This window comes from Rhodobacter capsulatus (assembly GCF_005144475.1).
Lineage (GTDB): Bacteria > Pseudomonadota > Alphaproteobacteria > Rhodobacterales > Rhodobacteraceae > Rhodobacter > Rhodobacter capsulatus_C.
The window spans coordinates 74,108-87,498 of the sequence record NZ_SWJZ01000041.1; the positions used below are offsets into that span (position 1 = coordinate 74,108).

The 13,391-nt window shown below is 69.1% G+C and carries 14 protein-coding genes, 2 tRNA genes and 1 pseudogene; 14 read left to right on the forward strand and 3 right to left on the reverse strand.

What is annotated here, in order from left to right:
* Nucleotides 1-64: 64 nt before the first annotated feature.
* The 9 genes from FBT96_RS10605 (at nt 65) to FBT96_RS10645 (ending at nt 9,454) form a co-directional block, all read left to right on the forward strand.
* Nucleotides 65-445 carry a hypothetical protein gene (locus tag FBT96_RS10605; RefSeq protein WP_136906445.1) on the forward strand — a complete coding sequence of 127 codons (381 nt, stop codon included), beginning with the start codon at nt 65-67 and terminating at the stop codon, nt 443-445.
* Between the two features lie 10 nt (nt 446-455).
* Nucleotides 456-923, forward strand: a complete 468-nt coding sequence (locus FBT96_RS10610; protein WP_136906447.1) for a DUF2271 domain-containing protein — start codon at nt 456-458, stop codon at nt 921-923.
* Nucleotides 924-946: 23 nt separating this feature from the next.
* Nucleotides 947-3,154 (forward strand): PepSY domain-containing protein, encoded by a 2,208-nt coding sequence (locus FBT96_RS10615; protein WP_136906449.1) that lies wholly within the window; start codon nt 947-949, stop codon nt 3,152-3,154.
* A complete protein-coding gene (locus FBT96_RS10620; RefSeq protein ID WP_249306434.1) occupies nt 3,144-4,070 on the forward strand; it encodes an FAD:protein FMN transferase in 927 nt (308 codons plus the stop codon). Before FBT96_RS10615 ends, FBT96_RS10620 begins: the two co-directional genes overlap by 11 nt.
* Nucleotides 4,071-4,231: 161 nt before the next feature.
* Complete coding sequence (locus tag FBT96_RS10625) at nt 4,232-6,685, forward strand: putative bifunctional diguanylate cyclase/phosphodiesterase (protein ID WP_169583379.1); 2,454 nt, start codon at nt 4,232-4,234, stop codon at nt 6,683-6,685.
* Nucleotides 6,682-7,671: a sugar-binding transcriptional regulator gene (locus FBT96_RS10630; RefSeq protein WP_136906455.1), complete on the forward strand. Its 990-nt coding sequence runs from the start codon at nt 6,682-6,684 to the stop codon at nt 7,669-7,671. The genes FBT96_RS10625 and FBT96_RS10630 overlap by 4 nt, the downstream gene beginning before the upstream one ends.
* 87 nt (nt 7,672-7,758) lie before the next feature.
* Nucleotides 7,759-7,835: transfer RNA gene (locus tag FBT96_RS10635), tRNA-Asp, on the forward strand.
* 211 nt (nt 7,836-8,046) lie between these two features.
* Nucleotides 8,047-8,123 (forward strand) — tRNA-Asp (locus FBT96_RS10640).
* A gap of 65 nt (nt 8,124-8,188) precedes the next feature.
* Complete coding sequence (locus tag FBT96_RS10645) at nt 8,189-9,454, forward strand: glutamate-5-semialdehyde dehydrogenase (RefSeq protein WP_136906457.1); 1,266 nt, start codon at nt 8,189-8,191, stop codon at nt 9,452-9,454.
* Nucleotides 9,455-9,486: 32 nt separating this feature from the next.
* Here FBT96_RS10645 and FBT96_RS10650 read toward each other — a convergent pair whose 3' ends face one another.
* A complete protein-coding gene (locus FBT96_RS10650) occupies nt 9,487-10,119 on the reverse strand; it encodes a histidine phosphotransferase family protein (protein WP_136906459.1) in 633 nt (210 codons plus the stop codon).
* Between the two features lie 40 nt (nt 10,120-10,159).
* On the opposite strand from FBT96_RS10650, the gene FBT96_RS10655 reads away from it, so the two are divergent.
* From FBT96_RS10655 to FBT96_RS10665, 3 genes are all read left to right on the forward strand, one after another.
* A complete protein-coding gene (locus FBT96_RS10655) occupies nt 10,160-10,339 on the forward strand; it encodes a DUF3553 domain-containing protein (RefSeq protein WP_055212319.1) in 180 nt (59 codons plus the stop codon).
* Between the two features lie 140 nt (nt 10,340-10,479).
* Nucleotides 10,480-11,259: a GNAT family N-acetyltransferase gene (locus tag FBT96_RS10660; protein ID WP_136906461.1), complete on the forward strand. Its 780-nt coding sequence runs from the start codon at nt 10,480-10,482 to the stop codon at nt 11,257-11,259.
* Nucleotides 11,256-12,086: a lysophospholipid acyltransferase family protein gene (locus FBT96_RS10665; protein ID WP_136906463.1), complete on the forward strand. Its 831-nt coding sequence runs from the start codon at nt 11,256-11,258 to the stop codon at nt 12,084-12,086. The genes FBT96_RS10660 and FBT96_RS10665 overlap by 4 nt, the downstream gene beginning before the upstream one ends.
* Here the strand turns inward: FBT96_RS10665 and FBT96_RS10670 are convergent.
* Together FBT96_RS10670 and FBT96_RS10675 are read right to left on the reverse strand one after the other, a co-directional pair.
* Complete coding sequence (locus tag FBT96_RS10670; protein WP_136906465.1) at nt 12,011-12,289, reverse strand: ribbon-helix-helix domain-containing protein; 279 nt, start codon at nt 12,287-12,289, stop codon at nt 12,011-12,013. The two genes, FBT96_RS10665 and FBT96_RS10670, sit on opposite strands and share 76 nt — an antisense overlap.
* Entirely contained in the window at nt 12,286-12,474 is a 189-nt protein-coding gene (locus FBT96_RS10675; protein ID WP_136906467.1) for a DUF4169 family protein, read from the reverse strand. The genes FBT96_RS10670 and FBT96_RS10675 overlap by 4 nt, the downstream gene beginning before the upstream one ends.
* A gap of 111 nt (nt 12,475-12,585) precedes the next feature.
* On the opposite strand from FBT96_RS10675, the gene FBT96_RS10680 reads away from it, so the two are divergent.
* Together FBT96_RS10680 and FBT96_RS10685 are read left to right on the forward strand one after the other, a co-directional pair.
* Entirely contained in the window at nt 12,586-13,029 is a 444-nt protein-coding gene (locus FBT96_RS10680; RefSeq protein WP_136906469.1) for a GNAT family N-acetyltransferase, read from the forward strand.
* A gap of 160 nt (nt 13,030-13,189) precedes the next feature.
* Nucleotides 13,190-13,391 (forward strand): annotated as a pseudogene (locus FBT96_RS10685) (exopolysaccharide biosynthesis protein); the annotation flags it as partial.

Below are 13,391 nucleotides of genomic sequence, written 5' to 3' on the forward strand. Positions count from 1 at the left end.
CCTCCCCGGACCCAAACTCCGGGCCGGGTGCCCTCATGTCTGATGCAACCAAAGGAAATCGCAGATGAAATCCTCTCTTCCCCTGATCGCCCTTGCGGTGCTTCTGTCTTCGACCGTGGTCGGCGCGCTTTCGGCCGCGCCGATCGACGCGCCGCTTTTCGCGGGCACCGTCCCGGCCGATGCGGCGCAGAAGGCCCCCGCGCAGCCGGTGCAGCTGGCCGACAATGACCACGATGACGACGACGACGGCTTCTTCGGCTGGTTCGGCGGTCACGGCCACCACGGTCATCACGACGATGACGATGACGACGACGATCATGGCGGCCGCAACTGCCCGCCCGGCGCGACCGGCTGCGGCGCCGCCCCGGCAGCGGCGGGCACCGTCGCCCCGCCCGCGAACGGCCTTTTCGCGCCGGGCTCGAAACCGCAAGTGCAAACGAACTGAGGAGCCAGAGATGAAACCGCTTCACACCGCGCTGGCCTTCTCGACCGCGCTCGTTCCGGGGATGGCCCTGGCCACCCCGGTCACCTTCACCACGCAGATGAGCAGTTACGGCGGCGATGGCGCCTATCTCGCCTATTACGTCACCGATGCGACCGGCGGCTATGTCGGTTCGCTCTGGATGGCGGGCGGCAAGGCGAAATATTACAGCCACCTCGGCGGCTGGTATGCCGCGACCGGCGGCAACACCGCGCAGGTCGATGGCATCACCGGGGCCTCGGTGGGGGCGGGTCGCGAACTGACGATCACCCTCGATCTGGCCGACACGCTGTTTGATCAGGGCTATGTCCTGCATGTGGACAGCTCGGTCGAGAAGATGTCGGACATGCGCGACGATGTCACCATCCCGCTGACCTCGGACAATCTGGGCAAGCCGGTGGCGGGGAAATACTTCGTCCAGAGCCTGACCGTTTCCAAGTAAACCCCTGAAAAGGAGGCATTCCCGTGCTGCGACATCTGCACCGTTGGCCCGGCCTTCTGGCGGCGCTTCTCGTTCTTGTGCTGGCGCTTTCCGGCGCGGCGCTTTCGCTTTACCCGGCGTTGGAACGGCTGGCGGTTCCGCAGGCCGAAAGCACGCTGACGGTCGCCGATCTGGCGGCACGGGTGGCCGCGGCCCATCCCGGTCTGGAACAGATCCGCCGCGCGCCTTCGGGGCGCGTGGTGGCCTGGTGGTTCGAGGGCGGCAGGCCCGGCGCGGCGGTGATCGACCCCGCGACCGGCGCCGATCTTGGCAGCCCCGATCCGCTGCCGGGTTCGCGCTTCCTGACCGACCTGCACCGTGAATTGTTCGCCGATGACACCGGGCGGCTGGTCGCGGCGGCGGGGGCGGCGCTGATGCTGGTGCTGGCGATCTCTGGCCTCTGGCTCGTGGCGCGGCGGATGGGCGGCTGGAGCCGCTGGTTTGGCCGCACCCGCGGCCCCTTTGCCGGGCGGCTGCATGTGGAACTGGCGCGTTTCGCCGTCGGCGTGCTGATCCTGTCCTCGGTCACCGCGCTCTGGATGACCGCCTCGATGTTCTCGCTTTTGCCCGATACCGCGGCGGAACCGGCGCCTGCTCTGGCGACGGCGAACCTGCCGCGGCTGGCCTATGACCAGATCCCGGCGCTGGCGAATACCCCTGCCGAGGCGCTCAAGGAACTGTCGCTGCCCTCACCCGACGATCCGACCGACACGTTCAAGCTGACGACCGAGGGCGGCGTGGCGCTGATCGATCCGGGGACCGGGGTCATGCTGTCCTCGGCCACCCCCGGGTTTTTCGAAAAAGCCACGGAAATCATGATCCTGCTGCATACGGGGCAGGGGGCCTCGGTGCTGGGTCTGCTTCTGGGGCTGATGTCGCTTTCGGTGCCCGCGCTGGCCCTGACCGGGGCGCAACACTGGCTGGCCGGTCTGCGTTCGAGCCGTCGCATCCACCGCAATGCCCGTGCCGATGCCGCGCAAACCGTGGTGCTTGTGGCCTCGGAGGGCGGCACGACCTGGGGCTTTGCCCGCAGCCTGCATCAGGGGCTGGTGGCCGAGGGGCAGCGCGTTCACACCGCGCCGCTCGCCGGTTTCGACCCCGCCCGCTACCCCCAGGCCCGCCGCTTCCTGATCCTGGCCGCCACCTATGGCGAGGGCGAGGCGCCGACCGCCGCCAAGGGCGTGCTGGACCGCATCGCGGCGCTGACATCCGCCCCGACCGCGCCGCTGGCAATCCTTGGCTTTGGCGACCGCTCCTTCCCGCAGTTCTGCGCCTTTGCCGAAAGCCTGCGCGACGTGGCGGCGCGGATCGGCTGGGCGGAACTGCTGCCGATGGCCACCGTCGACCGGCAATCGGCGCAGGATTTCGCCCGCTGGAGCCGCGATCTGGGCGCCGTCCTGGCGCTGCCGCTTGATCTGACGCATCTGCCCGAGCGGCCGAAGACCAGCCCCCTCACCCTGATCTCGCGGCGCGACTATGGCGCCGAGGTGCAGGCTCCGACCGCGATCCTGCGCTTTGCCCTGCCGCAAGCGACGCTTTGGCAACGGCTGACCGGGCAGGGGCTTGCGACCTTCGAAGCGGGCGATCTGATCGGCATCCTGCCCCGGGGCTCGGACCTGCCGCGGTTCTATTCGCTCGCTTCGGCGGCGCGGGACGGGTTTTTGGAAATCTGCGTGCGTCGGCATCCGGGCGGGCTCTGTTCGGGCCAGCTGACTGATCTGGCCCCCGGCCAGACGATCGCGAGTTTCGTGCGCCGCAACCCCGCCTTCCGGCCGCAAAAGGGCCGCAAGCCGGTCATTCTGATCGGCGCGGGCACCGGCGTCGGGCCGCTGGCGGGCTTCCTGCGCGCCAACCGGCGGCACCGGCCGATGCATCTTTATTTCGGCGCCCGCGCGCCGCAAAGCGACCTGCTTTATGATGCCGAACTGCGCGACTGGCAGGCTGCGGGGCAGCTGACGCGCCTGACGACCGCCTTTTCCCGCCACGGGCCGAAGACCTATGTGCAGGATGCGCTGCGCGCCGACGCGCCCGAGCTGGCGCGGCTGATCGGCGCGGGGGCGCAGATCATGGTCTGCGGCGGGCGCGACATGGCCGGGGCGGTGCGCGCGGCGCTGACCGAGATCCTTTCCACCATCGGGCAGACGCCCGCCACCTTGAAAGCCGAGGGACGCTATGCCGAAGATGTCTACTGAGACCACGCGCCGCGCGCTGAACGGGGCGACGATGGGGACGCGCTGGGCGCTGACGCTGCACGCGGCCGAGGGGCTCGACACCGCCCCCCTGCGCGCCGCCTGTCAGGCCGAGGTGGACCGGATCGACGCGCAGATGTCGACCTGGAAGCCGCAAAGCGACCTGATGCGGTTCAATGCGGCGCCGCTCGGGGTCTGGCACGACCTGCCGCCCGACCTGATGGCGGTGCTGGAAGAAGCGCTGGTCATCGGTCGCGCAAGCGGCGGCGCCTTCGAGATCGCGATGGGCGATGCCGTCCGCGCCTGGGGCTTCGGCCCGGTGCCCGCCGACGAGGCCGCGATCCGCGCCGCGATGGCCCGGGAACGCCGCCCCAGCTTCGAGGTGCTGGAACTGGATCCGGCGCAGGGCCGCGCCCGCAAACACGCCGAGATGAGCCTTGATCTGTGCGGCATCGCCAAGGGTTACGGCGTTGACCGGCTGATCGCGGCGGCCCGCGCGGCGGGGATCGACTGCGCGCTGGCCGCGATCGACGGCGAGCTGCGCGCGATCGGAAAACCTCCGGGGGATCGCGGCTGGGCCGTGGCGCTGGAACGGCCCGACTTCGGCCATCGCGCCATCCATGCGATGTTCGAACTGACCGACATCGCCATCGCCACCTCGGGCGATTACCGGCATTGGGTCCGCGTCGGCGACCGCCATCTGGCGCATACGATGGACCCGGCGCGGGGTGCGCCGTTGCTCGGCGGTCCGGTCTCGGCCACGGTGCTGGCCGACAGCTGCATCCGCGCCGATGCGCTGGCCAGTGCCTGCATGGTGCTGGGGGCGAGCCGGGGCAAGGCGCTGGCGGCGCGGTTGGGCGCCGAGCTGATCTGCCTGACCGAGGCCGACCGCAGCGCCCCGCTGCCCCGGGCCTGCTGACCCGCCGCGGACATGTCTGGGTTGAGTGATTGCACTCGCCCGTTGCACGAAACCATGCTACGGTCTTGCACAAAAGGGAGAACCCGGAGACAAGATTGGCCGCTCGCAACCCCCGTTTCGATCCGGCATCCGGCGCTCTGGCGCCCGCTTGTGTCGGAGAGTTGTCCTGGCGCCTGCGGACCGGCGCCGCCGGACCGCGGATCGTTCTGGGGCGCGGCGCGGGGGCTCTTGCCCTGGATCTGGCCGAATTCTCGCAGCTTTTCCACCCCGACGACCGGGCCGACCTGGACCGGTTCCTGAGCTTTGTCCCCGATCCGGCGCGGCTTGGACTGGAGCGGCCCGAGACCTCCTCGGCGCGGGGGATCTTGTTGCGCCTGCGCTGGGGCCCCGGCGGCGCGGATTTCATCCTGACCTGTCTTGAACCGGCCGAGACCGCGGCCGCGGCGTCGCCGCAGGTTGCGGCCTCGGGCCGGCTGTTTCGCCTGGATGCCGCGCTGCAGCTGGCGCGCAACACGCTGGAAAGCGCCGGAATCACCCCCACTTCGTCCTGGAATGTCGATCTGCGCAGCGGGGCGCTGCATGTTTCGCCCTCGTGGAAGGACCGGCTGGGCTACGGCCCGGACGATCTGGAGCCCTTCAGCCATGACGACTGGGCGCGGATGAGCCATCCCGAGGATGTCGCGAGCTTCGATTCCCCCGAGATGCGCGCCCGCCTGATCCGGGGCGATCTGATGCAATATCTGTCGCGCTCGCGGCATCGGCTGGGGCATTGGGTCACCTTCCTGTCCTTTTGCCGCGCCGTGCGCTGGAAACCCTCGGGCGAGATGAGCTTTCTGATGGGCTGCGATCTCGACATGACCGCGGTCTCGACGCTGGAGGGCGAGCTGGCCCGCGAACGCGACCGGCTGACCACGATCCTTGATGCGCTGCCCAGCGGCAAGATCGTGCTGGATGCGCAGGACCGGGTCGTCTTCGCCAATCCCGAGGCCTGTGCGCTGATGGGCTGCGGCGCGGGGGCGGTCTGCGGGCGTCCTTTGGCCGACCTGCTGCCGATCGAGGAGGGGCGGGCGGATCTTTCCGCGGCGATGGAGGATCCCGAGCACGGCGGGGCGGTGCTGATCCGGCTGCGTCGCGCCGGGCGGCTGCGGCTGTTGCAGGTCGATCTGGTGGTGTTGCCGGGCGATCCCGGGGGCGGGCGGCTGCTGCTGTCGCTGTCGGACATCACCACGTTGCACGAGCTTGGCCAGCAGCTGGAACAATCGATCGACAATGCCCGCTTCATCGCCACCCATGACCTGATGACCGGCCTGCCCGACCGCTATCTGATGATGCGGCGTCTGGGCGAAAGGCTGACCTGTCTGGATGCCGAGGGCGGCGGGATCGCTGTCCTGTGCATCGATTTCGACAATCACCGGCTGATCAATGACACGCTGGGCCACGAGACCGCGGATCAGCTGATCAAATCGGCGGCGAAGCGGCTGGAGCAGGGCCTGCCCGAAGGGGCGCTGCTGGCGCGCACCAACGAGGATGAATTCGTCGTGCTGCTGCCCGGGGCGGATGCGCTGGCCGCCGAATCGCGCAGCTGGGACATCGTGCGCGCCTTTGCCCGGCCGATGCGGCTGCAGCGGCGGCAGTGTTTCCTGACCGTCTCGATCGGGGTGGCGCTGCAGGCCGGACCCGGCGGCTGTGCCGAGGCGCTGTTGCGCGCCGCCGACATGGCGATGCACCAGTCGAAAGCGCGCGGCCGCAACACGGTGACGCTGTTCTCGCCCGAGATCGGGGCGCAGTTCGAACGCCGCACCGCGGTGGCGCAGGCGCTGCACCGGGCGCTGGAGGAGGGCAGTTTCGAGCTGCATCTGCAGCCGAAATTCGACGTGCGCGAAGGGATCCGGCTGATCGGCGCCGAGGCGCTCTTGCGGCTGACCGATGCCGAACTCGGGCCGATTTCGCCTGCGGAATTCATTCCGGTGGCGGAAATCGACGGTCTGGTCTCGGCGATCGATCTGGAGGTGATGCGGCTGGCCGGGACGATGATGGCCGACTGGGCGGCGCGGGGGATCCGGCTGCCGCTGGCGGTGAACATCAATGCGACCACGCTGGACGCGCCGGGCCATGCCGATCTGGCCGAGCGGCTGTTGCGTGTCGGGCTGGACCCCGAACAGGTGACGGTGGAGCTGACCGAGACCGGCCTTGCCGCGCCGGGGCTGCGGCAGCGACGCAATCTCGAACGGCTGCGCGATGCGGGCTACAAGATCGCGATCGACGATTTCGGCACCGGGCAATCGGCGCTGGGGGTGCTGCAAAGCCTGCCGGTGGCGGAAATCAAGATCGACCGGTCCTTCGTGCGCGGTCTTGAAGGGCCCGAACCCGGTCGCGCCCGGGCGCTGGTGCGGGCGATCCTGGCGATGGCGGGGGCGCTGGGCCTGCGGGCGATCGCCGAGGGGGTGGAAACCGAGGCGCAGTTCAGCATCCTGAAGGAAGAGGGCTGTCCGGCGATGCAGGGCTTCCTGTTGGGCCGGCCGCTGTGTTTGCGCAGTTTCGAGGCGCGTTATCTGGCCGAAGAGCCGCGGCCGCGCGCCATCGCCCTGGCCGGTCTCGGAGGATCTGGCGCATGACCGCACCGCCGCACAGGGTCCCCCATCCCGACACGCCCGAATCGCGGGCGCGCTGGTTGCACGACATCGGCGGTCTGTCGGTCGAGGAGATCGGCTGGAGGCTTGGCCTGCCGCCCGAACGGGTGCGGGCGCTGCTGGATCAGCGCCCGAGCGAGGCGGTGCCGCCGCCGGGCGCGGCCGAGGGGATGCGACTGGTCCGCCGTCTCGCCCGCCGTCTGCGCGACCGGTTCGGGCTGGGCACCGTCTGCCTTGCGCTGATGCCGCGCGATCAGACCGACCCGGTGCCGATGATCGCCGCCGCCGCCGCCCGCCATCTGGTGCGGGTCTTGCAGGCGCGTTCGGCCCCGGCCCTTGTCGGGTTGTCGCATGGCCGCACCATCGCCGCCATGGTGGCGCAGCTGCCCGAGCTGCGGGGGGGCAACCTGCGCTTCGTCTCGCTTCTGGGCGAGCTGACCTTTGCCCATGCCGCCTATCCGCATGTGGTGATGAGCCAGATCGCGCAGCGGCTGGGGGCGCAGGCCTTTCCGTTTCCGACGGCGCTTTATGCGGCCACGCCCGAGGAGGCGGCCGATCTGCTGCGCCAGCCGATGCTGCGCCGGGTCATCGAGATGGCGCTGCAGGCCGAGGTCTGGGTGGTGGGCATCGGCCGTGCCGCGCCGGAAAACCAGCTGCATCAGTTCGGCATGATCTGCGCCGAGGATCTGGCCGAAATCGTCGGTCAGGGCGCGGCCTGCGAGATTCTGGGCCGATTCTTCGACGAGGAGGGCCGCGAGCTGCCCGGTGCGCTGGCCGCCCGCACGCTGGCGCCCGCGGCATCCGATTTCCTGCGCCGCCGGGTGATCGGTCTGGCGGGCGGGACGGACAAGGTCGTGGCGCTGCATGCGGCGCTGACGGGCCGTCTGCTGCAGGATCTGGTGACCGACAGCCGCACGGCGGTGGCTTTGCTCGACGAAGAGGAGCAGGCGGAGTTCGCGGCGCTGCTGTGATGAAATTTTCGCGTTTGACCGCTTGACGGGGGGGGCGGGGATGCGTAGAAGCCTCCCACGCCCGCGGTTACGGCCCGGGAGAAATGCGCGGTTGTAGCTCAGTTGGTTAGAGTACCGGCCTGTCACGCCGGGGGTCGCGGGTTCGAGCCCCGTCAACCGCGCCACTTTCAAAAAGCCCTCGCTTCTGCGGGGGCTTTTGCTTTTGGTCGTCTGGTTTGGGCCTCGATCGCCGCCGCGCGCTTTCCCGCGCCCCCACCCCCGAGGGCGAGGCCATTGCCGGGGCCGCGGGGACATCTGTCCCCTGCGCCCTTCGTCAGAGACCTGCGCTTTCCCGCTTGACGCCCCCTGCCGCAGCCGGTAGTGAACCCCCATCGCGCGGTTGTAGCTCAGTTGGTTAGAGTACCGGCCTGTCACGCCGGGGGTCGCGGGTTCGAGCCCCGTCAACCGCGCCACTTTCCCCCTCCCTCTGGACGCTTCCCCGTTCGTGGCGTATCACGCGCCCAACGGAGGATGTCTGATGCGCGACGAGCTGGAAGCGAAAACCCTGATCGACACCATGGGCCGGGCCGCCCGTGCCGCGGCGGCCGAGCTGGCCTTTGCCCCGGCCGAACGCAAGCGGGCCGCGTTGCGCGCCGCCGCCGAGGCGGTCGCCGCCCGCAAGGACGAAATCCTGGCCGCCAATGCCGAAGACATGGTCTTTGGCCGTGAAAAAGGCCTGTCGCCCGCGATGATGGACCGGCTGATGCTGGACGAGGGCCGTATCCGCGGCATCGTCGCGGGGCTGCGCGCGGTGGCCGAGCAGCGCGATCCGGTGGGCGAAATCATCGCCGAATGGGACCAGCCGACGGGGCTGCACATCCAGCGCGTCCGCACGCCGCTGGGCGTCATCGGCGTGATCTACGAATCGCGGCCCAATGTGACGGCCGATGCCGGGGCGCTGTGCCTCAAGGCGGGCAATGCGGTGATCCTGCGCGGCGGCTCGGAAAGCTTCCATTCGAGCCGGGCGATCCACGCCTGCATGGTCGCGGGGCTGAAGGCCGCCAACCTGCCCGAAGCGGCGATCCAGCTGGTGCCGACCCGCGACCGGGCGGCGGTGGCCGAGATGCTGCGGGCGGTGGCCCATATCGACGTGATCGTGCCGCGCGGCGGCAAGGGGCTGGTCGGCCTTGTGCAGGCCGAGGCGCGGGTGCCGGTCTTCGCGCATCTGGAAGGCATCTGCCACATCTACGCCGATGCCGAGGCCGATCTGGAGAAAGCCCGCCGTGTGGTGGTGAACGCGAAGACCCGGCGGACGGGCATTTGCGGCGCGATGGAATGCCTGCTGATCGACCGGGCGTTTTACGCCAGACACGGCGCGGTGCTGATCGAAGACCTGCTCAAGGCGGGGGTCGAGATGCGGGTCTCGGCCGATCTGGCGCATATCCCCGGCACCAAACCCGCGGCCGAGGAGGATTTCGGCCGTGAATTCCTCGACATGATCTGCGCGGCGACGCTGGTCGACGGGGTGGACGGCGCCATCGCGCATATCCGCCGCTATGGCTCCAGCCACACCGAATCGATCCTGACGGAAAACGACGCCACCGCGGCGCGGTTCTTCGAGCGGCTCGACAGCGCCATTCTGATGCGCAACGCCTCGACGCAGTTTGCCGATGGCGGCGAATTCGGCATGGGGGCGGAAATCGGCATCGCCACCGGCAAGCTGCATGCGCGCGGCCCGGTGGGGGCCGAGCAGCTGACCTCGTTCAAATATATCGTGCGCGGCGACGGGACGATCAGGGCGTAAAGCCGGGCCGAGCGTAAAGCCGGGCCCGAGGTTCAGAACCGGATCTCGGCGCCCGTCTCGGTCACCTCCCAGACGACGCGCCGCCCCTGATGCCCGGCTTCGCGCGGCAAAAGCAGGAACTGCACCTGCGCCGGGCTGACCGTGGCAAGGCTGCCCGAAAGCCGCGCCCACAGCTCGGGATCGGGCTTCGTGCGCCTGGCCTGTGCGACAAGACGCCATTCGCCGTCTTCCTCGGAGATCACGACTTCGCCACCCCAGGGCAGCGCGGGCTCCAGGCACAAAAGCCCGAGGAAGATCAGCTTCACCACCCGGCGCGACTGGTCGCCCGCGCCAAGCCAGTGGTATTTCAGCCGCCCCCCGCGCGAGATTTCCTCAAGAACGCCAAGGATTTCCGGGGTGCCGATGCGCTGATCGACCGAGGCCTGGCCAAAGGCGATGCGGAAGAACTTGATCCGCGCATTGGCCGCCGCGACGCTTTCGGAAATCAGCTGCACTTCGGGGCTGTCGGCCAGCCCGGACATGGCCAGCAATTCCACCCCGTTGCCGATCGCCCCCAAAGGGCTGATAAGGTCGTGGCAGAGTCGCGACCCGACAAGAGCGACAAGATCGGCCTCGGAAGGCGCGGTCTCGGGCGGCGGGGCAGGGACGAAAACGTCATGGGTCATGGTGGATTTCCCTTTCGGGGGTCGCCGAAGCGAGGGCAGGATGAACGCGTTTCTGGAACCGGGGATGCTGGTGAAAAACCCCCAGGCCCCCGATTGGGGGCTGGGACAGGTACAGTCGCGCGTCGGCGACAGGGTGACGGTCAATTTCGAACATGCCGGCAAACAGGTGATCGACGGGCGACGGGTGCAGCTTGCCCTCGTTATTCCCGACCAAGGTTGATAAAAGGTTAACAGCTTTAAGAATGGTTAACAGCCCCGCGTCACGGCCCTGACCCCTTTCGCCGTGCGGGGCATGTGTCCGCGTCATTGCAGCCTTGCGCGCGGGCGCCTACACGTGAACGAAGACGGAAGGCTTTGAGCATGGCGGCAGCACCGCTTTCTTATGAAATCAGATTGGCGCGGGATGCACAGGAGATCAGGGCCTCGCAACGGTTGCGCTATGCCGTTTTCGTCGAGGAACTGGGCGGCGCCGGGCCGCTGATCGATCACGAAAACCGGCTCGAAGCCGATGAATTCGATCCGCTTTACGACCATCTCGTGCTGATCGACACGGCGCGGCCCGAAGACGATCTGGATCGGGTGGTGGCGGCGTATCGGCTGTTGCGCTCGGACCGGGCGGCCGAGATCGGGCGCTTTTACTGCGATGCGGAATATGATCTGACGCCGCTGCGCGCCTCGGGGCGGCGGCTGCTGGAGCTGGGGCGGTCCTGCGTGCATCCCGATCACCGCGGCGGCGCGGCGATGCTGATGCTGTGGAACGCGCTGGCCGATTACGTTCTGGCGCATGAGATCGAGATCCTGTTCGGCGTCGCCTCGTTTCACGGCACCGATGTCGAGGCGCTGCGACAGCCGCTCTCCTGGTTGCATCACCACCATCTTGCCCCCGAGGGGCTGCGCCCGCGCGCGACGCAGTTTCAAAGCATGGATCTGGTGGCGAAAGAGGCGCTGGACCGGCGTGCGGCGCTGGAGGCGATGCCCAATCTGATCAAGGCCTATCTGCGGCTGGGCGGTTTCGTCGGCGAGGGCGCCTTTGTCGACCGGCCCTTCAACACCACCGATGTCATGCTTTTGATGGATACCCGGGCGATGTCGGAAAAGCACCGGGAATTCTACACGCGACGGGTGGAGGGGCGAGGATGACGCGACCGATCTGGATGGGCGACGAACCGCCGCCCGAGAAGCCCCCGACGCTGGCGGGGCGGGCGCGGCTGATCCTGCGCGGCGGGCCGATGGCGGCTTTGCTGCTGCTCGGGCTGGCCCTGCATCTGACGGTGCGGCTGATCGAGCGGCCGCTGCATGGCGGGCACCGGCCCTGGACCCCCGCGATCACCACCGTCGTCTGCCGGATCTGCGTCGCGATCCTCGGGCTGCGCTATTCCGTCCGTGGCCGCCCCATGCAGCATATCGGCGCCGTCGTCGCCAACCACACCGGCTGGCTCGACATCTTCACCCTGAACGCTTGCCAGCGGCTTTATTTCGTCTCCAAGGCCGAGGTCGCGGGCTGGCCCTTCATCGGCTGGCTCGCCCGCGCCACCGGCACCGTCTTCATCCGCCGCGACCCGCGCGAGGCGAAGGCGCAGCAGGCGCTGTTCGAGGACCGCATCCGCGACGGCCACCATCTGCTGTTCTTCCCCGAGGGCACCTCGACCGACGGGCTGCAGGTGCTGCCGTTCAAGACGACGCTGTTTGCCGCCTTTTACACCCATGGGCTGGACAAGGTGATGCAGATCCAGCCGGTCACGGTGAATTACACCGCCCCCGAGGGCGAGGATCCGCGGTTTTACGGCTGGTGGCGGGACATGCCCTTTGCCGCGCATCTGGCCAAGGTGCTCTCGGTCGCCCGGCAGGGCGCCGCGGAGGTGGTGTTTCATCCGCCGCTCGATGTGTCGGATTATCCCTCGCGCAAGGATCTGGCGGCGGCCTGCGAAGCCGCGGTGCGCTCGGGGCTGGTGCAGCGGTCGCGGTAGTGGCGCAACACGGCGAGCCGGATCGCCGTGGCCAGCCCGGTGCCCGGATCGCGGGCGGCGTCGATCTCGCGCGCGGTTTCGTTGATGCCCAGACCGCGCTGCGCCGCCAGCTCCTTGAAGCCCGCCCAGAACTCGTCCTCGAGCGAAACCGAGGTGCGGTGCCTGCCAAGCGTCAGCGAATGCTTGCGCGGCGCCTCGCTCACGTTTCCGGCCCCGGATCGCGCCGATGCGCCTCAAGGGCGGCCCGGGCCTTGGCGGCCTCGGCCTCTTCCAGCTTTTTCTGCGCCTTGGTGCGGCCGAATTTGGCCGCATTGGCCTCGGCCGCGGCCTTGGCCTCGGCGCGGGCGGCTTGCTTGCGGAAACGGTTCAGATTGACGATCTCGGCCATGCCGCAGCATCGCACGCGGCCGGGTTTCGTGCAATCCGGGCCGTGATCGCCCGTTTTGCCCGCTTGCCGCCGCCACCTGCCTGCGCTTTCCTGTGCCAAAGGAGACCGCCGATGCCCCTGACCATTGCCCCCGTCACCCCCGCCGACCGTGCCGACTGGCAGGCGCTGTTCCGGGCCTATGCCGCGTTTTACCGCACCGACGCCATCGCGGCCGAGGCGCAGGTCTGGGACTGGATCCAGTCCGAAGCCGAGCCCTATTGGGCCGATATCGCCCGCGACGCAGACGGCGCCGCACTGGGTCTCGTGCAGTATTCGCTGATGCACCGCTCGCTTTCGGGCGGGATGGTGGTTTACCTCAGCGACCTGTTCACCCTGCCGCAGGCGCGGGGCAAGGGCGTCGGCCGGGCGCTGATCGACCATGTCCGGGATTTTGCACGCGCGCGCGGCTACAGCTCGGTGCGCTGGCTGACGGCGGAGACGAACACCCCGGCGCGGGCGCTTTACGACAGCTACGCCCCGGCCTCGGGTTTCATCCTTTACGCCGTCAGCCCCTGAACGGCCCGGGCGCAACATTCGACGGCCGCGGACTTGCGCGCCGGGGAGGGGCGGCCTATCTGCGAGATACACTCCTCTGACCCTTGTGATTCCCGCTCATGACGTGCCGATTTGCCATGTGCCCCGCTTTCCTGTCCGGCGGTCCCTCGGGGCGCCGCGCATGAGCCGGATGTCCGGCCCCGCCGCCCGGGCCCGCGCCCGGGCCGTCGCCGCGAAGCTGCGCGCGCGTCTGGCGCGTCAGCCGCGGCCCGAGCGGCTGTCGGATCTGCTGACGGAACTGGCCGAGGATCAGGGCCGCGAGCGGATCGCGCTTTCCGATCTGCTGGACCGGCTCAGCGTGCGCGCCTTTGGCCCGCTTCTGG